The sequence below is a fragment of the Bacillus cereus group sp. N6 genome (genome assembly GCF_016483705.1).
Taxonomy (GTDB): domain Bacteria; phylum Bacillota; class Bacilli; order Bacillales; family Bacillaceae_G; genus Bacillus_A; species Bacillus_A wiedmannii.
Genome location: NZ_JAEHBI010000009.1, coordinates 75,885 through 101,180, shown reverse-complemented (window position 1 = coordinate 101,180; position 25,296 = coordinate 75,885). Strand labels below are relative to the sequence as shown.

The following is a 25,296-nucleotide window of genomic DNA, read 5'->3' as shown; positions in this document are numbered from 1 at the left end:
AATCGTAAAGAAATCATACACCCTTTTCATCCAATTTAAAATCTCAAATTCGACAAAAAAGTGAATTTTCGAAATTCTGAACGATCATTTTTTCGACTTTTATTTTAAAACATCCAGATTATAAAATCAGAATATTTTAAATGAACGGAAAAACGCGTCAGAATTACATTTTCAACCATCTTCTTATAACCATTTACAACTATAACAGAAAAACGTTTCCAATTTCAATATTTAACTATGAAGATATTACGACATTAATCGACAGCTTATTTTTATATACTTCGACATTTTTATTACATTCTCATTCTTTAAAATTAACAAACCTATTTTCTTATAATTTACCAAATAAAACGCATAATCCTAACATTCTCTATATAAGAATGTTAGGATTATCAAACATACATCTTATCTCTCAAACTTCTTTTTTATGAGCATACATTTAAAAGTATTTATACAATTCGACATTTTTCTACAAATATTTATTTTCTTTCGACATTTTATATTTTTCAACTAATAAAAAAAGAGGATGTCCTCTTAAATTAAGATTACATTCCCCTTTTTTCGAACTCTTTTGAATTCAAGTCACTTATGATGTAGCGAGACGCTGTTGAAATTTGTTCTCTCAATTCTTCTACTCTTTGTTCCAATGTTTCTTGTACATATTCTTTTTGTTCCAGTTGTTTCGTTGCCACGTTATACAAAGTTTCAGCCGTCCAGTCACCATCTACGTTTCCGATAATCGGCTGATTTACTTGTTGTAAAAATGAATCGATCTTTGGATCATATGAAATACCGACCATAGGAATATTAGCAACCGCTGATAATATAAGCGCATGAAGTCTCATACCTATTAGAAGCGAACATTCCGACAAAATTGAAATTTTCTCATGAATATCCAGCTTATACGGAAGCATATGGGCTTCTTCTCCCATTAAGTTAATAATATCGCGTGATGCATTTTGATCAAATGGTCCGTGCATTGGTACGAATAAAATATGGTATCCTTCACGCTTAAATTTTTTCAGCGTATCTGCTAGCTTCTTCATATAATCTTCTTTCGCGTCCCAATACCTCACACTAACTGCAATTACTTTCCCTTGAATCGAATGTTTTTGCAGCCAATCCGACTTCATTCCTTCTGGTTGACATGCCAATACTGGATCTGGAACTAGTTCGATCTCTTTCTTAATACCCATTTCTTTTAAATACAAAAATGAATCTTCATCACGAACTGATATATATGCCGCTTTTGATACTTGCCATTTCACTAATAAATGATTTTGTCTTTTCGTAATTGGACCAATTCCTTGCGCGTAAATATAATACGGCTTCTTCAAAAAACGAGCAATCCGCATAATACCTGTATAGTACAAAATGCTTTTAATACTCGTTTTATCTTGAAGGAGACTTCCCCCTCCGCTAATTAAACCGTTACTTCTCTTTATTTCCTTATAAATTGCTCTTATATCCCAGCGATTTACTGCCTCTACACCGTACATTTTTCTTGTATAGTCGGGGTCATTCGAAAGTACAACAAGCTCAAGAGTAGGATTCTCTTCATGTAGCGCTTTAATAATTGATTGCAAAATTGCTTCGTCCCCAACATTATAAAAACCATAATATCCTGATAAAACTAACCGCACTCTTAATCTCCTCCAACATTTCGCAATCAACTTTTTGTCATTCAACAAATTGCTATCAACTCTTTAATAAGAAAAGTTGGATAACTTCAAATTGATTTCTTTCACAAACATATACATAGCCATACTCATTTATAGACAAATTTACTTACTTAAAAATGGAATTTGCTTTTTGGATATCCAGTTCAACTTTAATGCGCATATGCCATATATGAACAAGGCCACACAAAATGCTAAACCACTATACATCATTGCAATAAATCTAGAATCTACCACATTTATTACAGTAGATGTGAAATATAATCCTATACCTACTATACTAGATACTCCGATTACAGCAAAAAATCTCCCCATGCGAATTGAATAAGCCAATTCTTTTCGAATGTATATATAATTTACGATACAAATTATGATATATATGATCAGTGTACTATAAGCCGCACCAGTTATGCCAAATTGACTTACGAGTACTATATTTAATATGACTTTTACAAAACTCGCTCCAACAACTATCCACGCCGCTTGCTTAGAACGGTTAATTCCTTGCAAAATCCCTATTGATAATACCATAAGTGATGTGAAATACGAACTACCAATTAAAATAGCTAACATGCCGCTCCCTTTAGCATCTGTAAACAACCCAACATTTAACGGGACTGTAAGTGCCATGAGCCAGATTGTTATCGGCGTTGTTAAAACATGAGCAAGCTCATTTGTTCGTTCAATTGTGTGTTTTGCTAACGCTATATCTTTCTTTGTTAATGCAGCAGTTAACAACGGGATTAACGGAAATACCATCGCGCTTGCAAACACGACAATTAATTGTGTAAACGCAAAGCCACGACTATATATACCAAATTGTTCTTGAATCGTTGTAGTGGATTCATGCAACATATGTGGAATCGTTACAGAATCAACTAAATTTAACAACGGCATCGATAATGCTCCAATCGCAATTGGAATCGAAACCTGAAGTATCTTTTTTGCATTTTCTTTAAAGTCTTGCAGTGAATATGTATTACTTTTATAACGATATATACTTTTTACATACTTCAATCTCAAATAGATAAGTGACGTAATTACCCCAAGGCAAGAACCAATCATTGCGCCGCCTGTTACAACATCACTATCTTTATTCCAAGATACGAATAAGAATGCAATTGCTAACATAAAGAAAACACGAATGAACTGCTCAATCACTTGTGACACCCCGGTAGGAATCATATCTCCAAAACCTTGGAAATACCCTCGATATACCGCCATATATGGTGCGATTAATAAAGCAAACGAAGTGACAATTAATGGGAGTCTCGTATCTTGTCCACCAAGCATATTTGCAAACATACTTGATCCAATCATAATAACCGAAAATCCAAGCACCCCAAATATTACTCCAATAATAGATGCTGACGTAAATAGTTTGGCAATCCCGCCCTGGTCATTCTTCTCATGAAGTTCAGCGATTAACTGTGATATAGCTAGCGGTACTCCCGCTACTGATAAAGTTAAAGCTATCATATATACAGGAAAAACAAGGCGGAAAATCCCAAGCACTTCATCTCCTGCTATATTTTGTAATGGGATTTGAAAAAAACTTCCCAACACTTTCGATAGAAACGTTGTAATCGTTAAAATCGTAGCGCCTTTCACAAACTTATTATTCATCTTCTAGCTCTTTTCTTTCAATATATAATTTAAATACTTATTACATCATAAAACGAGATAGCTATATTCTTCTCTTTTTTGAAAATTTTCACTTTATCTCATTTAGCTATCATACCAAATTTCTTATACATTGAATACTCTCTTTCTTTATGCCCTTCAAATATAGCATGTGCAATAACACCTTATTTATATCCAGTTTTTTCTTCAATTTACTACTTCTACTTATTCCAGATAAACATGTGCTATAATGTAGCTATTGTCAGTAAGAGGAGTGTTTACAACATGCTGAATTCGGTAAAAAAGCTGTTAGGAGATTCTCAAAAGAGAAAACTAAAAAAATATGAACAACTTGTTCAAGACATTAATAATCTAGAAGCAAAACTATCTGATTTATCTGATGAAGAATTACGTCATAATACTATTATATTTAAAAACATGCTACATGATGGAAAAACAGTGGATGATATAAAAGTAGAGGCGTTCGCTGTTGTACGTGAAGCAGCAAAGCGTGTACTTGGATTACGACACTACGATGTGCAGTTAATTGGTGGCCTTGTACTATTAGAAGGTAATATTGCAGAGATGCCAACTGGCGAAGGAAAAACATTAGTTTCTTCTCTTCCAACATACGTACGTGCTCTTGAAGGAAAAGGCGTTCACGTTATTACTGTAAATGACTATTTAGCAAAACGAGATAAAGAATTAATTGGCCAAGTTCATGAATTTCTAGGTTTAACGGTTGGATTGAATATTCCTCAAATCGATCCTACCGAAAAGAAACTTGCTTACGAAGCTGATATTACATATGGTATTGGAACAGAATTTGGCTTTGACTATCTACGTGATAATATGGCCTCTTCAAAAAATGAACAGGTACAACGTCCCTATCATTTTGCTATTATCGATGAGATTGATAGCGTTTTAATTGATGAAGCGAAGACGCCTCTTATTATCGCGGGTAAGAAATCAAGCAGCACTGATTTACACTATTTATGTGCAAAAGTTATTAAATCATTCCAGGATACTCTTCATTACACGTACGATGCAGAATCGAAATCTGCTAGTTTTACAGAAGACGGTATTACAAAAATAGAAGATTTATTTGATATCGATAACCTATATGATTTAGAACATCAAACTTTATATCATTATATGATCCAAGCATTACGAGCTCATGTCGCTTTCCAATGTGATGTTGACTATATTGTACATGATGAAAAAATTCTACTTGTAGATATTTTCACGGGCCGCGTTATGGATGGTCGCTCTTTAAGTGACGGTTTACACCAAGCTCTTGAAGCAAAAGAAGGTTTAGAAATCACTGAAGAAAACCAAACGCAAGCATCCATTACAATTCAAAACTTCTTCCGTATGTATCCAGCATTATCTGGTATGACAGGTACAGCAAAAACGGAAGAAAAAGAATTTAACCGTGTATATAACATGGAAGTTATGCCAATTCCGACAAACCGTCCTATCATTCGTGAAGACAAAAATGACGTCGTGTACGTAACAGCCGATGCTAAATATAAAGCTGTACGTGAAGATGTTCTAAAGCACAATAAACAAGGACGCCCGATTTTAATTGGGACAATGTCTATTTTACAATCTGAAACCGTTGCGCGTTACTTAGATGAAGCGCATATTACATATCAATTATTGAATGCGAAAAGCGCAGAACAAGAGGCCGATTTAATTGCAACAGCTGGACAAAAAGGACAAGTTACAATTGCGACGAATATGGCCGGACGAGGTACTGATATTATACTAGGTGAGGGTGTTCACGAACTTGGTGGATTACATGTAATCGGGACAGAACGCCATGAATCAAGACGCGTTGACAATCAGTTAAAAGGTCGTGCTGGTCGTCAAGGAGATCCAGGTAGTTCTCAGTTCTTCCTTTCTTTAGAAGATGAAATGTTAAAACGTTTCGCACATGAAGAAATGGAGAAATTAAATAAATCACTGAAGTCAGATGAAACAGGACTTATTCTAACTTCTAAAGTTCATGACTTCGTGAACCGTACACAATTAATTTGTGAAGGTAGCCATTTCTCAATGCGTGAGTACAATTTAAAGTTAGATGATGTAATAAATGACCAACGTAACGTTATTTATAAATTACGTAATATCTTGTTACAAGAAGATATAAATATGATTGAAATTATTATTCCAATGATTGATCATGCTGTAGAAGCCATTTCTAAGCAATATCTTTTGGAAGGTATGCTTCCAGAAGAATGGGATTTCGCTAGTTTAACAGCAAATATAAATGAAATTTTACCAGTAGAAAACATGCCATCACTATCAGCGAATAATGTACATTCACCGGAAGATTTACAATCCGTTTTGAAAGAAACATTATCTCTTTATAAAGAGCGCGTAAATGAGCTAAATAGCCATACTGATTTACAGCAGTCGCTACGATATGTTTCCCTTCATTTCCTAGATCAGAACTGGGTAAATCACTTAGATGCAATGACTCACTTAAAAGAAGGCATCGGGCTAAGACAATATCAACAAGAAGACCCTACTCGTCTTTATCAAAAAGAAGGCTTAGATATCTTTTTATACACATATGGTAATTTCGAAAAAGAAATGTGCCGCTATGTTGCAAGACATTTAGGTGTTCCTGAAAACGTACAATAACGAGGTGAAAGATTATGTTATCATTCCTAAAAAGAGCTAAGAAAAGCGGAAAAGATACGACTGTCTCTAGTAATCAATTATTCGGACAAGAAGAAACAAATACTGAAAATAAAACAGTAAAACCAACGCTTTACTTCCACCCTAGCTGGGGTGCAGTAGCACAAGAACAAAAATACATTTATCAATTTTTACATAAAGAACTAACACGTTTACAAGAATATCAAATTTCTTTATCTGGAATTGAGATTGAAAAACGTGATAATGGTTATGACGTAGCTGTATTTATTCGTAGCACTGTTCCGAAACCAATTTCTTTCGAAGAGGTTACATTAATCCTTCTAAATAAAGAGAAGAAACTATGTGCCCGCAAAACATTTAACCTTTCTGCATTAGGAGATATTCCTGCAAATGTAAATATGCCATTCATCTTTACATTTGAGCAAGAAACAATTACAGGTGCCGAATTATCGCAAACAGATTGGGAATTAGCGTTTGAACTTGAAAGTAAGCATGTATTAGATTTAGACCCATCTTGGGAAGCTCAGTTACCTGAAGCAAGCAAAGAAGCTTTACGTAATTTCGTAGACAATTTAACACCTCCAAATGATGGTGAAATTAACTTCCTAGGTCTGCAAGCTGCAAGAAAAGAAAACGGTGATTTACATACAACGCTTCTTATTCGTAACGGTTGCAAAGACGACATTCAACTAGAGCAACTTCCTCTTCACATTGAAGATGCAGCAGGTGCAGTTGTTGTTAAAGGTGCTTTCACATTACCGAACCTTGAAATTAAAACGAACACTACAAAACCGTGGTCATTTGTCTTCCCTGCTTCATCTATATTAAAAGAAGATATGGATCTATCTTCTTGGAAAGCATTTGTACCACAAGACTAATAATAAAGAGAGGCTGCTTCCAAAGCTACCTCTCTTCTTCTTTTTCGTACAAAAAAGCCTGTTCAAAAAGATGGTCATCACACCTCCTTGGACAAGCTTATTCTTTATGTAAAATTTACTTCGTTACTAATAAACGTTCAATATGATATTCAGCTTCTAATTTGCACATTTCATCTGCATGGTTCACTTTATTTCTCTTTAATTGCTCCACTTGCTCTTCGGTCGGTTTTTCATTAATAAACTCGTTAATTTTTTCATTCACTTTCATCGCTAATGCTTGATGGAAATCTGGATGTCCTTTCAACTCTTCGTCTACTTTATTAATCCAAGTTGATTTTGTGTATAAATACTGTTTCCACTGTTCAACAAATTGCTGCATATCAAATTTTTCTTCATGCCATTCAATTTCTTTCATATACTTCTCAAAAGAAACAACAATTGATCGCGTAATCCCGATCTTCACTCCATGTGGTAACTGTTTGTACATCAAATATTCCCTCCAGCTTACAGCTCTTCCTTCTGAATATAAAGGAATCTCAAAATTCATATACCTTCTTATAATAGCACATACCTAATCTAGAATGTTACTATACTGCTAAGATTAATAAATGTCAATAACATAAAAACATCACGATATAAAGATATTAAACACAATAAAAAACACCCTCATACGAGGGCATTTCCTTACATAGCACCAGCTTCTACAAACTGTAATTTATCTTTCTGCTCATTACTCGCCAGCGTTACTAACGTTTTTTCAATATGAGTAGGCACTTGTTCTAGCGTCACACTCACTCCTGACTTATCCGACTGCTCAATGAAATTAAATAACGCCATTGCGCCTGATACATCCATATAGCGCACATCTTTCATACGTAAAACAACCGGAGACTTTACGTCTTGTAAAGCATAAAAAATACGATCCACTGTTAAAAATGAAAGTGGGCCTTTAATTTTATATGTCGCGTCTTTTTCTTTTACAATAGAAGCTTTACGTTCTTTACATTTCACCATGTATATAATGAACGAAAGAATAATACCGAACGCAACAGCAATCATTAAATCGAACTTCACTGTGACAATCATCGTTACAAGCATAACAATGACATCACCTTTTGGTGCTACATGCATTTTCTTCATGCTTTCCCAATCAAACATTCCAATACCAGTTAAAATTAAAATACCTGATAATACAGCAAGCGGAATGTATTGTACGACCGATCCAAGTCCCATAATGAAAATAAATAATATAACACTATGCATACTTGCTGAAAGCGCCGTTTTACCACCGCTTCTTATATTAACGATAGACCGTACAGTCGCCCCTGCCCCTGCTAATCCGCCAAACAACCCGCTCATCATATTACCGATACCTTGTCCGACCAGTTCTTTATTACTTTTATGACGTGTACCTGTCACATTATCCATTACGACCGATGTTAACAACGAGTCAATCGATCCTAATAAAGCAATACTAAGCGCTGGTAAAATAAGTTCTGCAATCCCTGTTCCACTTAAAGATGGAATATGAAGCGTCGGCATCGCTTCTGGAATCGTCCCAATTTTTTCAATCACCTTATTTAATGACAAGTTTCCGATAATCGGTAACTTCACTGTAAGCCCTTCTAACGCAGAAGAAAATAAAGGAAGCAAAGCAGTTACACCGACTAATGCAACTAAACTAGACGGAATAGCCTTAATCCATTTTCCAGAAACAATCATTACAATAATCGTTAATACTACGAGTAGAAAACTATTTTGCACATGCTTTATTTCACCTAAAATAATAATTAATGCGATTCCGTTCATAAATCCTGAAACGACAGGATACGGAATGTATCGAACGTAAGATCCAAGCTTACATACACCGAATAAAATTTGAAACAGTCCCGCCATCATAAAGGCTATAAAACTCGCCTCTAATCCGTGCGTCGCAATAACTCCTGTTGCAATAACCGTAATCGGTCCAGTTGGCCCCGTTACCTGCCCAGGTGTACCACCAAATAACGCCGCAAATAAACCTGCAAAAATCGCACCATACAATCCGACTAGTGCTCCCTCAGATGTTCCCGTTGCAGCAATACCAAATGCAATGGCAAGTGGCAACGCAACAATCGCAACAGTAAAACCTGCTAAACATTCCTTTGCTATTTTTTGAAACATATAAATAACCACCTTCACATTAAGTCCACGTTCCATTGTACACCTAAAAGAATACATTCGTTAGTCCACTTTTTACAGTATCGTGACGTAAACGCATTCAATTGTAAGCTCACGCCGCATCTTTGGAAACCATTGTAACTGTGCTATAATAGATAAATTAAATCTTTTATTATATATTTGGAGGCACTATGCTAACTTTTGAAGAAAAATTATCGATTATTGAATCTTTCCCTGAATTAGAAAGAAAGAACGTATCATTAAAACGCGTGAACTTTCACTTTGAAGAAAGTCGTTTAGATAAAAAGAACGTTGTATATCATTTACATCCAAACGGAAACGGCTTTGTATATGCAAATGGTATTAAAGGTTATAAAACGGATGATAAAGGTATGATTAACATCCGCGAATTTTCAGCAGATGAATTACGCTCAGTAATTGAGCAATCAATTGAACTATTATCTCAAGAAGAAATCGTAGTTCCTGCAGAACCTGCGAAAGAAGAAGAATGGCATAACGAAGACGGCCATATCCTTACTCTTATCTCAGAGGATGATATGTGGAACGTGTACGCTGGTGTAAACTTAGACGGTACATTCAACTCTTATCCAGAAGCTGCGGAATACCTTGATGAAGAAGGATTTTCACGTAAGTAATACGATTTAAGGAGGCCGTCCCATTTTTTAGGGATGGTCTCTCTTATTAAGTAAGTAGGCTTTTTGGATCGTCCCCTTAAATTTATAGCATCAAAACTTCTTATTCTCACTATCCCCTATCAAAATTTGAATTTGACAACTATACGTCTCCGCATTAAAAATATCACTAACTAACTCCACTTCAATAAAACTCTCTACTTCTATACTATTTTCTTTCATATATTTAATCATAGTATTTCTACGTTCCTCTTCATTCTCTTTACTATACGCTAACGTTATATATTTCCCGCCCGGTAATACTTTTATATTTTGCATCTCTTCCATATGTACATCATCTCGTACTTTATTAAAAACATACTTCGGTTCTACATCCCAATCTTCATTTACGTTGTAGAGAATCCCCATCTCCATTTCCATTTTCTCTTCATAATCTTGCACGATTTTCTCTAAATCGGAATAATACAGCAACTCCTGTAAACTCCCTACTTCTTTACAAGGCGCAACAACGACATAACGTTGTTCAAAAAATTCAATAGAGATTTCATCATTCTTTAATATTTCCTGTGAACTCACTACTTTCGCATGTAAGTCATCAATCGTTTCCATTACCTCTTTCATTTTCTTTATATGCTCTTCTGCTTCTTCTCTCTTCAATTGTAAAAATCGTAGCAATTTATCCGTATTACATTCCTTAAAAATCTCTTGCAGCTCTACTATGCTCGTATTCAACTCTCGACAGCTTTTTATAATATCAATGTGAATAAATTGATCTATAGAATAATATCTATACCCCGTTGATTCATCAACATGTTTTGGAATAAGAATCCCCATCTTATGATAGTATCTTAGCGCTTTTATCGTAATATCCTTTATTTTTGCAACTTCTCCAATAGAAAACATTTTTTTCATTTGCATCTCTTCCCTTGTATTTTTTCGCATACAACCATTGACTCTCCCCTTAGAGGAGCCCTTACTATTTATAATAAGTCATTTACATTAATAAAGGGAGTATACAATTATGAACACAGTACAATATAGAAGTCTTGTTAAGGAAGACTATGAGCCTATAAAACATTTAATCAGTGAAGCATTTGGATTTAATGAATTCATTACAGATAAAAAATTTTTAAACTCAGTATTAAACTTTTATCTACACAGTTGTATTTTAGGAAGTTCCTTCAGTAAAGTAGCCGAAAAAGATAATAAAGTGATTGGTGTCATTTTAGGCGATTCTGAAAAAGATAAAAACCGTTTAAAGAGCTTCCATAACACTGTTAGCTTTGCCTTTAACACGCTAAAGCTATTCATAACGAATAAAGAGAATAGAGAATTTCTAAAAGCATTTATACAAGTACAAAAAACATATAAAGAACTCATTCAAGGAAAAGAAGATCAATTTCAAGGCTGTATACAATTATTCATCGTATCCGAAGAATCTAGAGGTCTTGGAGTTGGGAAGTCTTTACTAAACGATTTGTTCCAATATATGAAAAAAGAAGACGTAACATCTTTATATTTATATACAGATAACGAATGCAACTATGAATTTTATGATAGACAAAACTTCCACCGCATACAAGAAAAAGCAGTTAATTTTGGACCAAAGGAAGAAGATTTCAACGTATTTTTGTACCGCTATAACTTTAACTAATTAATATGTATACTTGATGCTTACAAAAATAATAAAAAGCGGAGATACATACTCTCCGCTTTTTTACATATACACTATTTCCTTATTAAGAAAGATAATCTTATTTGTATAAATCGGTTTCTATTGTTTTGCGCCTTTCAACGACTCTCTCAGGACAAATTTTTGTAATTTTCCACTCGCATTACGAGGAAGTTCATCCACAAATAAATAGTGACGTGGACGTTTATAATCTGCTAATTCATCACTTTCTTTACAATATATTTCTAATTCTTCTTCTGTAATCGTTTCATCTTTCTTTACAACGACGGCCACAACACGTTCTCCCCATAATTCATCTGGCTCACCAAGCACCGCAACATCTAATATACCAGGATGACTATGTAGAAAATCTTCAATTTCACGTGGATAAATATTAACGCCTCCGCTAATTACCATATCATCCACACGATCTGCGACGAATAAATAGCCATCTTTATCGAAGTAACCTAAATCACCAGAGTGATACCATCCTTTATACATCGATTTTGCATTTGCTTCTTCTCGGTTATGATAACCAGCCATCATAGTTGGGCCGCGTAAAATAATCTCCCCTACTTCATAAGGAGGTAATACATCATCTGGTTCTGCTGGTGCATCATCATTTGGTTTTACAATGCGGATTTCATGACTAAAGCACGGTGTTCCTGCTGAACCTGCTTTCGTAATTTGATCTTCTTCTACAAGAAACGCAACAACTGGTCCCATTTCTGTCATTCCGTATATTTGTACGAGATCAATATAAAGACGTTCTTTACATTCCTTCACTAATGCTGGAGCCATTGCCGCTCCTCCATATATACCAATCTTCATCGATGTTAAATCGTACTGCGTTAAATCTTTTTGCAGTAACATATTCCACATCGTCGGTGCTGCAAAAAATGTCGTAATCTTCTCTTCTTGAATCGTATGTAATACTCTATCCGTATCAAAGTGATGTAAAATAACATTCTTTCCACCAACTTGAATACGCGGAATGATTCCAGCATTTAACTCGCCGCAATGATATAAAGGCGCCACTACAAGCCCAGCACTATCTCTATTATATTTTAAGAAATACGTACAAATCATACTATGCTCAGCCATTTCACGATGACGATGTAGCACGCCTTTCGGATGACCTGTCGTACCGCTCGTATATAGCATAGAACAATAATCCATTTCATCAATTTCGATATCTACTTTGTCAGAAGATGCTGCGTTCACTTTTTCATGGTAAGAACTAGCATAGGAAGGTGTATCGTCTTCTACGTACCAAAAAGACGAATTTGGAAAATCTCGTTCAATGATAGCAACAGTTGATTCAACTGCTTTTTCAAAGACTACTACTTTCGAGGTTGCATCTTGGAGGATATACGATAATTCTTTTGCTTTTAGGCGGAAATTAATCGGGTTAAAGATCGCTCCAATTTTCGCACAAGCTAAGTAAACGTTTACAAATTCACGGCAATTATATAAGTAAACAGATACAGTATCTCCCTTTCTTACCCCTTCTTTCAATAGAGCTTGCGCCGTTTTATTTATTTGCTCATCCCACTGTTTATATGTCCAGCGAATATTTTTTTCCGGCTCTACTAACGCCTCTTTATTCGGATACTTACCAACCGCTAAATCAAATATTCTCCCTATCGTCATGTACATGCCAACAATTTCCCCCTTTTCTCTTTCATAAATCTATCATTTCGTCCATAAGTAGACATTGTCCTCTAATGACTTGACTAATTTTTCTGATTATTATCGACATAGTTTTACAAACAGTGTGGTCTCTTGATAAATGAAATTATAGCAATTTACTCACAACAATATAAAAAAGAGGCTGTTCCAAATCGGAACAACCTCTTTCTTCTTATACGAATAGCTCTTCTAAAATTTTCAGTTTGTCTTCTGTATATTTTACGAAACCATCGTTATATGATTTTGGATCTTTCGGATTTGCGAAGTGCGTAATTGCGCCTGTCTTCGGATGAACAAATTTACTTGATGCACCACAGCCAAGTCCGATAATCGATTGAACTTCTTCCATAATAACAATGTTATAAATACTTTCTTGCGTCGGCATTGCATAACCAACGTTCTCTAAGTTACCTAAAATATTCTTTTGACGATATAGGTAATATGGTACGTAATTATGCTTTTGCGTCCACTCTTCTGCTTCATGCATCATCGCTGTAATTTCTTCGCGACCTGCTACTTTATATTTACGTTTGTTTTGCGTCATTTCAGAAGCACGTTTGAATGATAACGTATGAACTGTTAACGATTCTGGCATTAACTTTTCTGTCTCATCTAACGTGTGCTTGCAAATATCTAACCCTTCACCAGGAAGACCAATAATTAAGTCCATATTAATATTGTTCATTCCCATTTCACGAGCTAAGTGATACTTCTCAATTGTTTCTTCTACAGTATGATGACGCCCAATTGCTTTTAATGTCTCTTGATGGTATGACTGCGGATTAATACTAATACGGTCAATGTTCCATTTATTTAACACTTCTAGTTTTGCTGGCGTAATTGTATCTGGGCGACCTGCCTCAACTGTTACTTCACGCACATTTTTCACATCTGGGAACGCTTCATACATTTCTTCATACAGCATATCCATCTCTTCTGCTGTAATACTTGTCGGTGTACCCCCGCCGTAATAAATCGTCGTAACTGTTACACCTTTTTCTTTTAAAAACTTACCAATTTCACGAACTTCATAATGTAAACCACCTAAGAATGAATCAACAGAGCCTTGGCGTCCGTTAATTGCATACGCCGGGAATGTACAATATGCACATTTTGTTGGGCAGAATGGAATACCGATATAAATACTTACTTCCTCTTTCAAACGGTATAAATCCGGAACTACCGCTAATTGGCAATCCACAATACGCTGAAGAAGTTCAATTTTCTCTTCATGAATTAAATAGCTTTCACGAAGTTCTTGGTGTGCTTCTTCTTTTGACATACCACTTTGAAGCATTTTATGAAGAAGTTTTGTCGGACGAACTCCTGTTAAAATGCCCCAGCTTTGTTCAAGACCAGTTAACTGCTGAAGAACAGAAAGATATACATAAGAAACAACGTGCTTCACTTGCTTCATACGCTCTTTTTCATCTGTGAAAGCAGATAAATCTTTTGCGAATGTTTCTTCATACACATTTCCAGTAGCAACATCTGTTAAACGAGCAGATGCTTTCACATTCTCTTCAATGTGTATATCAACGATAAGATTTGCTTCCTCTTGTTCAAATCCAATCGTACTATCTTCAAAAAATAAGCCGCCAATATTTTGCAGCGGACGTAAAAAACGATCATCTTGTAACGTTTTAATTGAAATTAACAACATTATCACCTTTTCATTTGCAAACTCTCTTTAGTTTACTTGAAGGGCGTTTGTAGGTCAATACAGAAGGTTTTACCTTATTCATATATCCTATTTAAAACAAACTGAATATTAGTTTTTCACGAACTTTTCTTAGTTGTATAGACATTGTAATATACTCTTGTTACAATCTAGAACGTATTAGTACTTGCTACTAATTTAAATATATCCAAAGGAGGACTGTTAACACGACATATATACTATAACGTGTTAAAAAACAACTATGAAAAAAAGGTTTTACAACATTTTGGCACTAACTTTGGCATTACAAACATTTGTAGCACCTACCCATTCATTCGCAGAAAATATAGAGAAAACTGCGGAATTGTCTATTGATGAACAAGCGTTAAAAAGCATTGAAGAACATGCAAAACAGCATAGACATGACGAAGAAAACGACCTTGAAATCTCGGGTGAATATCTTCTCCACTTATCAACAAAACTTCCACTATACGATGCAAACGACTTAAAAACCAAAACAAATATTGAAATTGCTGAACCAGTAGTAAAGGCAACGAAGAAAAAAGGTAATACATATTACGTACAAACTACATCCGGTTCTGGTTGGGTTAATAAGGAAAATAATAGTTTAGAAATACAAGAGATTCATAAACTTTCAAATCAAAAACTAATTGTGAAAGACGAAACATCAATATATTCATTCCCTTTCCAATCGTTTAAAGAGGAAACGAAATTACAGCCACAAACAGTAGCTCCTACTGAACAAGCTGGAAATTGGTTTAAAATTCAACTGAACGGAACTGAGAAATGGATTTATGCTCCTTCAGCTACATTTGAAGGTACGAAAGCATCATTATTTGAAAAAACAGGTTCTATCGAAAAGAGAAGCGCAACTTTCTTCAAAACACCATCTAATTTGCCTACAAATAACGTTTATGGTGTTACATTTAAAGAAATGATCGTTCCAAAAGGGAATGAAAACATTCGTCCTGGCTACGCAATGGAACCGAAATACATTACAATTCATGAAACTGCTAATACAAGTAAAGGTGCTAACGCGTTAAATCATGCGAAGTACTTAGATAGCCAAGCCCGCGGAAATACTGATCGTTCAGCATCTTGGCATTTTACAGTGGATGACAAGGAAATTTACCAACATCTTCCATTAAATGAAGTTGGTTGGCATGCTGGAAATAAGACAGGAAACTATGAATCTATCGGAATTGAAATTGCTGTGAATAGTGATGGAAATTATACGAAAGCAGTAGAAAATGCCCGAAAATTAGCTGCTTATTTAATGAACGAATTAAACATATCTCTAGATCACGTGCAAAAGCATCAATTTTGGAGCGGAAAAAACTGCCCTGCATTTATGATTCAACGCGGACAATGGGATGCTTTCTTAAAAGGCACGAACGCTTACTATAATGAACATCGTAAAGAGGTTATGCCACCGCCAGAAGTCCCTCATGAAAAAGACGACATTACAGGTGGTTGGTATGAACAAGACATTCGTCAATTAGCAGCTAGGAAAATCATGTTCGGTGATGGAAATGGTTCTTACTGGCCAAACCGCCTCGTAACACGAGCGGAGTTTGCAAATTTAATGTCGCGAGCTTTAAAATTACCGGCTGGAAACGCTAAATTTACAGACTTAAACGAAGCACATCCATCTTTAGTAGACGGAATTAATCGTGCAGCTAGCGCAGGTATCATTAATGGTCGTGGGAATAATAAATTTGATCCGACTGCTACAATAACACGTGATGAAGCTGTTATCATGATTGACCGTGCATTAGAATATAACTGGATTTATAGAAAAGAAGTGAAATTGCCATTCACTGACCAAAATTTAGCATACGATAAGAAAGCATTACAAAATGTTTACGCATACGGCATCGTAAAAGGGAACGAGCGCAATGAATTCGTACCAAAAGGCACAGCAACACGTGCTGAAGCAGCCGCATTTTTAAATCGAATGCTTAAGGTTATTGAAGCTTAAATAAAAAACTAAAAGGCATAAGAGATAACATATCTCTTATGCCTTTTATAAAACTATTAACTATTTTTAATCATAAATCTAAGACGTATTCCTAATAAAACAAGGGCAAAACCAACGAATGGAAGATAATTCATATCACGTCCTGTGGCTGGAAGGCGTTGTGCATGAGACGCACCTTGTCCTTTTTCTGGTGAGGTAGGTTGTTCTTTATCTACGTTTACCATTCCTTCACCCGGCTTTTCTGTTTCCTCACCCGGTTTCTCTGTCTCTTCGCCTGGCTTTTCTGTTCCCTCACCCGGTTTCTCTGTCTCTTCACCTGGTTTCTCTGTCTCTTCACCTGGCTTTTCTGTTCCCTCACCTGGTTTCTCTGTTTCTTCACCTGGTTTTTCTGTTTCTTCACCCGGCTTTTCTGTTTCTTCACCTGGCTTTTCTGTTTCTTCACCTGGCTTTTCTGTTTCTTCACCTGGCTTTTCTGTTTCTTCACCTGGTTTTTCTGTTTCTTCACCTGGTTTCTCTGTTTCTCCACCTGGTGTTTCTGTTTCTCCACCTGGTGTTTCTGTTTCTCCACCCGGTTTCTCTGTCTCTTCACCTGGCTTTTCTGTTTCTTCACCTGGCTTTTCTGGACCTTTTTCTGTCTCTTTTTCATTCAATACTTCTTGTTTCGCTACTTTATTAGCTACAACATTTACTTCTACTGTAACCTCTAACGCTTTGTAGCCTTCCGGCGCTTTCGTTTCTTCTAACGTATACTTACCTGGCACTAAGTTTTCGAATTTCACAACGCCGTCTTTATTCGTTGTTTTCGCTTCTCCAACTACTTGACCAGTTTCATTTTTCAGCTTAAATTCTGCACCTTCTAGAACTTTTCCGCTCTCTGCATCCTTTTTGATTACTTGTAAGCTTCCTAGTTCTTTTGCGTTTTCTACTTGTACTTGTACTACTTTGTTTGCTTCCACAACGACTTCAATTTCTTCTTTTAACAACTTATATCCTTGTGGTGCTTTCGTTTCTTTTAATGTGTATGTCCCTGGTTCTAATTTCTTAGAGGTTACTTTACCAGTTTTATCTGTTCGTAACGTCTCTACTTTTTTACCATCTTTGTACACTTCAAATTCTGCATCTGATAATACTTTCGCTTTATCTTCTGCATCCACTTTTACGATTTCAAATTGACCAAGGCTCTTACTGTTCGTTACTTTTACATCAATAACTTTTTCACCATCAACTGTTACATGAATTACTTGTTTTGTTAACTCATAACCTTCTGGAGCTTTTGTTTCTTCTAACGTATATTCACCAGGCACTAGTCCGTCTACTTTAACGATTCCAGATTTATCTGTTGTAATTCCTTCTTTTACAACATTTCCTTTCACATCTTTCAATGTAAATTCTGCGCCTGCTAAACGTTTCGCTTGATCTTTATCATCCGTCTTAATAATTTGTAGAGAACCTAAGATTCTTTCGTTTTCCGCCTCTACTTTTACTACTTCTTTCTCGTTTTGTATTGTTACTTTCCATTCTTTATTTGAAAGCTTGTAACCTTCTGGTGCTTTCGTTTCTTTCACTGTATATTCACCTAATGGTAATTTTGGTGACATCACTTTTCCACTCTCATCTGTTTTCAGTTCCGCTACCTTTTTACCATCTTTATATACTGTAAATTCTGCACCTGATAATACTTTCGCTTTATCATTCGCATCTACTTTTACAATTTCAAATTGACCTGTTACTTTTTCATTCATAACTTCTTGTTTTACTACTTCATTTGCTACTACGTTTACTTCTACTGTTACTTCTACTGCTTTATAACCTTCCGGCGCTTTCATTTCTTCTAACGTATATTTCCCTGGTACTAAGTTTTCGAATTGTATTACACCGTCTTTATTCGTTGTTTTCGCTTCTCCAACTACTTGACCAGTTTCGTTCTTCAGTCTAAATTCTGCGCCTTCTAGAACTTTTCCACTCTCTGCATCCTTTTTGATTACTTGTAAGCTTCCTAGTTCTTTTGCGTTTTCTACTTGTACTTGTACTACTTTGTTTGCTTCCACAACGACTTCAATTTCTTCTTTTAATAATATATATCCTTGCGGTGCTTTCGTTTCTTTTAATGTGTATGTTCCTGGCTCTAATTTCTGAGAGATTACTTTACCAGTTTTATCTGTTCGTAACGTCTCTACTTTTTTACCATCTTTGTACACTTCAAATTCTGCATCTGATAATACTTTCGCTTTATCTTCTGCATCCACTTTTACGATTTCAAATTGACCTGTAGCTTTTTCAACAATTTTTTTATTCAACACATCTACAGTCACTGTTTTATTAGCAGCTACATTAACATGAACTAAACTAGATGATAGTTCGTAACCTTTTGGTGCTTCAACTTCTTTTAATGTATATGTTCCAACTGGAAGTTGTTTTGATAAAGCTTCACCTTTACCATCTGTAATAATTGTTTCGACAACGTTCCCATCTTTATCTATAACATCAAATTTTGCACCTGGTAAAAGTTGACCAGATTCACTATCTTTTTTCAATAATTTAAATTGACCATTTTCTACTTTTTTCGTATTCTTCATAACAAATTCAATTATGTTTGTATTATCAATTGTTACTTTTACTGGTGTATCAACTTTTATATATCCTTCTGGTGCGCTAATTTCTTTTACAAAATAATCACCAAATGGTAAATCTTTAACTTCCGCAATACCCTTTTCGTTTGTTGTAACAGTAGCCACAACATTATTATCTTTGTCTATAACATCAAATTTTGCGTCTTTTAAAACAATGTTTTCATCGTTTTCATCAACTTTTTTAATTTGTAAATTTCCTTTTTCAGCTGCCGGCTTTTTCCACTTTGGCCAGTTAAATTTAAAATTATGAACCTCAAATCCATCTCTTTGGTGTAACCCACCAACAAAGGCTTGTCCGTTAATAGAGCCACCCTTTGTCTCTACAACTGCATTAGGCGCAAATACACTTCCTACTACACCATATCCTTTAGTTGTTATCTTTTTAGCATTAGGGAACACCCAAATGACTTTACTAGCTAACTCAGTAAAAAAGGAATTAGGGTCATATGCTTGAGAGGTATTAACTAATGTGAACCCGCCCTTATCTGTCGTATCATACAGGATTGCACCGCCACCAAGATTAACTTCTTCCGCATCTGAATAAATAACAATAAAATCTTTGTTATTTACATTTGGAAGATAAACATCCTTTACATTGAATGGTTCTTGCCCTTCTAATCCTGAAGAGACATAAATATTAGGATTATTTATATCTTCACCGATCCCAAAGGTCATACCCGTTTTTGGTTTATCAGTGTGTAATTGACCCGCATCCTCAATTACACTATTAACGTCATTTCTAAACTCTTTAAATTTAGCATCAATCTCCGCTTGCTCTTTATAAGAGATACGGTCATATGATGATTTCATTGCACCTTCTGGGTCACCATCTTTTGTCATCGCCACTGTTCCATCTTGGATAATTACTTGTCCTGTTCCCGCTTTCGTAAATTGACCGCCTAGTAATAATGACGGATATCCTTCATCTACCCATGTCGCTCCAGCTAAATTATTCGCTCCAGTTGCAGCCGCTACGACTGTATAACTTGATGCATTCATATTTTTTTGAACAGCCATCGCACCCTCAATATCCGCACTCGTTGCACTATGATCTCCAAAAATGATTGCATTGTAATAAGATACATCACCTAAACCTTTTAATTCTGTTGTAGCTGCCTCTGCTTTATACGGTAAATGGATTAAAAAATTCATACATACTAGTAACACAACTATAAAACTACTACTTAATTTTTTTATTTTTTGATTAAATGATTTCCTCAAAAAATTCATTCCCCCTTTTAAATTTCCTAAAACTACAAAAAAGCATCTTTCATATGTACCAAGCCTTACTCACAATAACTTAAAATCATCCATTTAAATAAAAACAAGAAACTCTACAACTGCTTAATAAAATTACTACAATTCATTTTTGAGATAATACGTGAACTAAACTATCATGCGGAAGTATTTTTTACATATGGAGCTCAACAAAATTAACCTGAAGGATATTTCATGTGGTGTAACTATTTTGGCAACATCATTCACTCTACAATAGTTTCCCAGAGTATTCAAGTGAATTGTATAGATTTCATACACAATTCATAATCTAAAACGTTTTCATTCATTTTAATAAGTTCAACAAAAAAAACGTAGCCTAAAAGCTACGTTTTTCTTTCATCGTTTCGGTGTATTTTTATGATTTTTCAAAAATGGAAGCGGGAATTGCTTACGGAAATGTTCTTTAATCATATACTCTACACCGTTCTCACTATTTGAACGTGTAATCCAATCGGCTGCTTGCTTTAATTCTACAGGCGAGTTCCCCATCGCTACCCCGAGCCCTACATTTTCAATTACTTCTAGATCTTCTAAGCTATCTCCAATCGCAACCATTTCGTTTAGCGAAATATTTAAATGCTCTCCAAGCAATTGTAATCCGCGTAATTTTGATACATTTTGCGGCAAAATTTCTATTCGTTTTGAATCACACTCAATATACTCTATATCTTGGAATGCTTTTCGTAATGTATTTAACCCTCGTTCTTTTTCACCTTTCGTTTGGAAAATTACATCAATTTTCGGAGCCGCTACTGGATGATCACGAAGCGCATCACCTAATGAGTCTACAAATTGAACTGGATAAAATAACGGATCTGCACTTGATAATACAGTACGCGCAATTAAGTTTGGTGTATTCCTCTCCCGATTTCCGATTGAAAACCGTTCATGAGAAATGCGGATGTTACAATCAAAGTGCTCTAATACTTGCACAATATTAAACGTCTTCTCTTCCGATAATCTTCTTTGAACGTACGGCTTATCTAACGTTGCTGAAACGAAAGCACCACCGTGTGTCACTAGGATAGAATCTAATTTTAACGCCTTTGCAACTTTATGAGCAGACTGAAAATTACGGCTCGTAAATAATGTAACGTATACATCTTTTCTTTTCACAAATTCAATTGTTTCTCGTAATCCTTTTGCAATTTTTCCGTTGTTGTATAGTAGTGTCCCATCTATATTAAGAGCTAGTAAGCGATAAATCATGTCGCACTCCCCCTCTTCGCTGTTGTACTCTATCCATAATTTATGAAATAAATGTAGCAAATAGAACGAGTTAGAATTACTACTGAAAATTTGGTTTACTATATACATATACACTCAGTAAAGGAGATAGTACAATGCAAGCACCACCTTCCTTTTATGAAGGCGATACGTTAGAAGTCGCAAAGAAATTACTCGGACAAAAACTTGTACATACTGTAGATGGAATAAAACGAAGCGGAATCATTGTAGAAGTAGAAGCATATAAGGGTCCCGATGATAAAGCCGCACATAGTTACGGCGGCAGACGAACAGATCGCACAGAAGTCATGTTTGGCGCACCGGGGCATGCTTACGTATATTTAATTTATGGTATGTATCATTGTTTTAACGTCATTACAGCGCCAGTTGGCACCCCACAAGGTGTTCTCATTCGAGCCCTTGAGCCAGTAGACGGGATTGAAGAAATAAAACTTGCACGATACAATAAAACCGACATTACAAAAGCGCAGTATAAAAATTTAACGAACGGCCCTGGCAAACTATGCCGTGCCCTCGGAATTACTTTAGAAGAACGAGGCGTATCCTTACAAAGCGACACATTACATATTGAACTCGTCCCAGAAGAAGAACACATATCATCACAATATAAAATAACAGCAGGACCTCGTATTAACATCGACTATGCAGAAGAAGCTGTACAATATCCGTGGCGTTTTTATTACGAGGGGAATCCGTTCGTTTCAAAGAAATAAACGATATCAACAAGAAATATTAATAAAAGAAGACTGTTCCACAATGGAACAGTCTCTCCCTTTTACTCTGCACCTTCCGCAGTCGCAATATTATCCTCTAAGTTTTCTCTAGATAATTCAGCCGCCATAAAATCAGCTGTTTCTGGAAGTGCTAAATGCATATGAGCTTTTTGACAAATTTGGATCGTACAGTTTTCAACAATATAATCGAAAACATGTCCTCCCCCGCTTCTTTCATCATCAATATAATGTAAGTGGAAACCCGCTACACCAATACCTTGCGCGTAATCTGGTGTCCAAAATCCAGCAAGCGTACCTTCTGTATGTTTAAATGAAAAGATTGGTTGTGATTTCGTCACTTCAACGAGCGGTGTATACGGTTTTTCTTGTCTTGGAACAGTTCTCGTTCTTACTTCACGGAACGTACCGTCCATTCGAATACCGTAAAATAAGTTTTTACTTGGCATTAATTCATGTAATAATGCCTCAACTTCTTCACGATTCATCGGACGCTCTACTGTATAACTCATTTCTTTTTCAAAAAACGTTACAGTCGCAAACGGTGTTGTTTCTTCCGGTTCTACTTTTTCTGCTGAACCGTCTGAACGTAAATGATAAAATTCGTTATCGAATGCAATCATTTCACCATCTAATTGATCAAATGTGCCGATGCCGAAATCACCACGTTCTCTCAATTCCTCAAAGCTAATTACACCATCATATATACCATCTAATAGCGCAAGCATTGTAGATGTTTGATATACTTCATTACTCGTTTTCGTTCTTTTTGCATCAATATCAATGAATTGTGCAACAGTCATCTCAATCATGCCTCCATTAGTTTAATTGGTTTGGTAATAATTTTTCGCTTAATTTAATGTTGTCACGGTAGTCAATTGGAACATCAATAATGACAGGGCCGTCTGCTGCTAGTGCTTCTTTTAATACACCTTCTAATTCATCAGGCGTGTTTACACGAAGACCCTTTGCACCGAAACTTTCTGCATATTTCACAAGATCGATATCGCCAAACTCTGTAGCTGATGTTCTACCGTATTTCATCATTTGTTGGAATGCAACCATATCATATGTACCATCTCTCCATACAAGATGTACGATCGGTGCGTTTAAACGTACCGCTGTTTCTAATTCCATCGAAGAGAATAAGAAACCACCATCACCTGACACGGAAACAACTTTCTTGCCCGGTTCAACTAAAGTAGCAGCAATTGCCCAAGGAAGTGCAACACCTAACGTTTGCATACCGTTACTAAATAATAATCTACGTGGTTCATAAGAACGGAAACATCTTGCCATCCAAATAGAATGTGAACCGATGTCACATGTAACGGTTGTATCATCACTAATTAAAGAACGAAGTGTACGAATCACTTGAAGCGGATGCGTAACACCTTCTGAAGCACGGTTTGGAACTTCTGCTTGTTCTGATAATTTCGCACGTAATCGTTCTAACACTGCTTCTGATTTCGAACTTAATACAAGTTTCGGTAATTTTTCTGCAATGCTATTTACAGTTAAAGCAATATCACCAATTAATTCGCGCTCTGGTTGGTAATCATGGTCGATATCTGCTTGATGGTCATCAAGATGGATAATCGTTCTGTCTCCAAGTTTATTCCAGAATTTCGGATCATACTCAATTGGGTCATAACCGATCGAAATAACAAGGTCTGCTTCTTCTAGTAAAATATCACCTGGTTGGTTACGGAATAATCCAACACGGCCGAAGAAATGATCTTCTAACTCACGCGAAATTGCACCAGCTGCTTGATACGTTTCAACGACAGGAAGTTCTGTATCCGCAATTAATTCACGAACGGCTTTCGTCACTTCATTTGTGCTCGCTCTCATACCGAGTAAAATAACTGGTAATTTCGCTGATTTTATTTTTTCTACTACATATGTAATTTCATGTGTGGGAGCGATTCCAAGCTGTGGCTTAGAAAGCGCACCGATAGACTCTACAGTCGTTTCCGCTGTCATAACGTCTTGCGGCAGACTTACTAAAGTAGCTCCTGGATTAGTGGAAGTCGCACTTCGGAATGCATTTGATAGTGCTTCTGGCACATTATCAGGATGCTCTACTTCTACGCTATATTTTGTGATTGGTTCGAATAGTGCAGCATTATCCATAGATTGATGCGTACGTTTTAATCGATCCGTACGTGGAACTGCACCAGCTAAAGCAACAACGGGATCACTCTCCGCATTCGCAGTAACAAGACCTGTCGCTAAATTCGATGTCCCTGGTCCTGAAGTTACAAGACATACGCCCGGTTTCCCTGTTAATCTACCAATAGCAGCTGCCATAAATGCTGCGTTTTGTTCATGACGACAAACAATTAACTCTGGTCCTCTTTCTTGCAGTACATCAAATACAGAGTCAATCTTCGCTCCTGGAATACCAAAAACATGTGTAACACCTTGTTTAATTAAACAATCAACAACAAGATCTGCTCCTTTTGTTTTTGTCTTCACGTCGTTTGCTTTTACACCTGTACTCAAACTAATCATCCCTTTATTTCATAATGTGTGTAATAAAGATTTTTAATTTCACCTAGTTAATTAATGTGGTGAAGTATTATTTATCATTATATTACAAATGCATTATTTTTCCAACAGTATGAATTTAACATTATTTTGACAACCAGTAAGGAATGCGCTTACAACCCTTTATTTATCCTAAAATAATATTTTTAAAACTTCTCTAAAAATGT

Annotated in this window: 17 protein-coding genes; 6 read left to right on the top strand and 11 right to left on the bottom strand. The window is 35.8% G+C overall.

Going from position 1 to position 25,296, the window contains the following annotated elements; all coding sequences use genetic code 11:
• Window positions 1-545: 545 nt before the first annotated feature.
• Entirely contained in the window at window positions 546-1,643 is a 1,098-nt protein-coding gene (gene csaB, locus JDS99_RS09945; protein WP_199695004.1) for a polysaccharide pyruvyl transferase CsaB, read from the bottom strand.
• Window positions 1,644-1,784: 141 nt separating this feature from the next.
• Complete coding sequence (locus JDS99_RS09940; protein WP_199695003.1) at window positions 1,785-3,305, bottom strand: putative polysaccharide biosynthesis protein; 1,521 nt, start codon at window positions 3,303-3,305, stop codon at window positions 1,785-1,787.
• 282 nt (window positions 3,306-3,587) lie between these two features.
• Here JDS99_RS09940 and secA2 point away from each other — a divergent pair, with 282 nt between their 5' ends.
• On the top strand, window positions 3,588-5,954 hold the full coding sequence (gene secA2 / locus JDS99_RS09935) for an accessory Sec system translocase SecA2 (protein ID WP_199695002.1): 2,367 nt from the start codon (window positions 3,588-3,590) through the stop codon (window positions 5,952-5,954).
• 14 nt (window positions 5,955-5,968) lie between these two features.
• A complete protein-coding gene (locus JDS99_RS09930) occupies window positions 5,969-6,850 on the top strand; it encodes an accessory Sec system S-layer assembly protein (protein WP_088062128.1) in 882 nt (293 codons plus the stop codon).
• A gap of 115 nt (window positions 6,851-6,965) precedes the next feature.
• On the opposite strand, the gene JDS99_RS09925 is transcribed toward JDS99_RS09930, so the two are convergent.
• Window positions 6,966-7,337 carry a hypothetical protein gene (locus tag JDS99_RS09925; protein ID WP_087985747.1) on the bottom strand — a complete coding sequence of 124 codons (372 nt, stop codon included), beginning with the start codon at window positions 7,335-7,337 and terminating at the stop codon, window positions 6,966-6,968.
• 197 nt (window positions 7,338-7,534) lie between these two features.
• Window positions 7,535-9,049: a SulP family inorganic anion transporter gene (locus JDS99_RS09920; RefSeq protein ID WP_141542750.1), complete on the bottom strand. Its 1,515-nt coding sequence runs from the start codon at window positions 9,047-9,049 to the stop codon at window positions 7,535-7,537.
• Between the two features lie 152 nt (window positions 9,050-9,201).
• On the opposite strand from JDS99_RS09920, the gene JDS99_RS09915 reads away from it, so the two are divergent.
• Window positions 9,202-9,666 carry a hypothetical protein gene (locus JDS99_RS09915; protein ID WP_088057384.1) on the top strand — a complete coding sequence of 155 codons (465 nt, stop codon included), beginning with the start codon at window positions 9,202-9,204 and terminating at the stop codon, window positions 9,664-9,666.
• A gap of 90 nt (window positions 9,667-9,756) precedes the next feature.
• On the opposite strand, the gene JDS99_RS09910 is transcribed toward JDS99_RS09915, so the two are convergent.
• The gene (locus JDS99_RS09910) at window positions 9,757-10,605 is read right to left on the bottom strand and encodes a MerR family transcriptional regulator (RefSeq protein ID WP_097892129.1); all 849 of its coding nucleotides are present in this window, start codon (window positions 10,603-10,605) and stop codon (window positions 9,757-9,759) included.
• Between the two features lie 79 nt (window positions 10,606-10,684).
• Between JDS99_RS09910 and JDS99_RS09905 the strand changes: the two genes are divergently transcribed.
• On the top strand, window positions 10,685-11,317 hold the full coding sequence (locus JDS99_RS09905) for a GNAT family N-acetyltransferase (protein ID WP_199695001.1): 633 nt from the start codon (window positions 10,685-10,687) through the stop codon (window positions 11,315-11,317).
• 120 nt (window positions 11,318-11,437) lie between these two features.
• Here the strand turns inward: JDS99_RS09905 and JDS99_RS09900 are convergent, their stop codons facing one another.
• Both JDS99_RS09900 and JDS99_RS09895 read right to left on the bottom strand, forming a co-directional pair.
• Window positions 11,438-12,994, bottom strand: coding sequence for a fatty acid--CoA ligase (locus JDS99_RS09900; RefSeq protein WP_097892123.1), 1,557 nt, complete (start codon window positions 12,992-12,994; stop codon window positions 11,438-11,440).
• A 205-nt stretch (window positions 12,995-13,199) separates the two neighbouring features.
• Window positions 13,200-14,690 carry a coproporphyrinogen III oxidase gene (locus JDS99_RS09895; RefSeq protein ID WP_199695000.1) on the bottom strand — a complete coding sequence of 497 codons (1,491 nt, stop codon included), beginning with the start codon at window positions 14,688-14,690 and terminating at the stop codon, window positions 13,200-13,202.
• Between the two features lie 259 nt (window positions 14,691-14,949).
• Between JDS99_RS09895 and JDS99_RS09890 the strand changes: the two genes are divergently transcribed.
• Complete coding sequence (locus JDS99_RS09890; RefSeq protein WP_199694999.1) at window positions 14,950-16,689, top strand: S-layer homology domain-containing protein; 1,740 nt, start codon at window positions 14,950-14,952, stop codon at window positions 16,687-16,689.
• A 56-nt stretch (window positions 16,690-16,745) separates the two neighbouring features.
• On the opposite strand, the gene JDS99_RS09885 is transcribed toward JDS99_RS09890, so the two are convergent.
• Window positions 16,746-20,540, bottom strand: a complete 3,795-nt coding sequence (locus tag JDS99_RS09885; protein WP_199694998.1) for an MSCRAMM family protein — start codon at window positions 20,538-20,540, stop codon at window positions 16,746-16,748.
• 393 nt (window positions 20,541-20,933) lie between these two features.
• Window positions 20,934-21,806 carry a Cof-type HAD-IIB family hydrolase gene (locus tag JDS99_RS09880; protein ID WP_199694997.1) on the bottom strand — a complete coding sequence of 291 codons (873 nt, stop codon included), beginning with the start codon at window positions 21,804-21,806 and terminating at the stop codon, window positions 20,934-20,936.
• Between the two features lie 134 nt (window positions 21,807-21,940).
• Between JDS99_RS09880 and JDS99_RS09875 the strand changes: the two genes are divergently transcribed.
• On the top strand, window positions 21,941-22,558 hold the full coding sequence (locus JDS99_RS09875; RefSeq protein ID WP_088062116.1) for a DNA-3-methyladenine glycosylase: 618 nt from the start codon (window positions 21,941-21,943) through the stop codon (window positions 22,556-22,558).
• A 62-nt stretch (window positions 22,559-22,620) separates the two neighbouring features.
• Here JDS99_RS09875 and alsD read toward each other — a convergent pair whose 3' ends face one another.
• Both alsD and alsS read right to left on the bottom strand, forming a co-directional pair.
• Window positions 22,621-23,379 carry an alpha-acetolactate decarboxylase gene (alsD, locus tag JDS99_RS09870; protein WP_199694996.1) on the bottom strand — a complete coding sequence of 253 codons (759 nt, stop codon included), beginning with the start codon at window positions 23,377-23,379 and terminating at the stop codon, window positions 22,621-22,623.
• Between the two features lie 16 nt (window positions 23,380-23,395).
• Complete coding sequence (gene alsS / locus JDS99_RS09865; RefSeq protein ID WP_199694995.1) at window positions 23,396-25,084, bottom strand: acetolactate synthase AlsS; 1,689 nt, start codon at window positions 25,082-25,084, stop codon at window positions 23,396-23,398.
• Window positions 25,085-25,296: the final 212 nt, after the last annotated feature.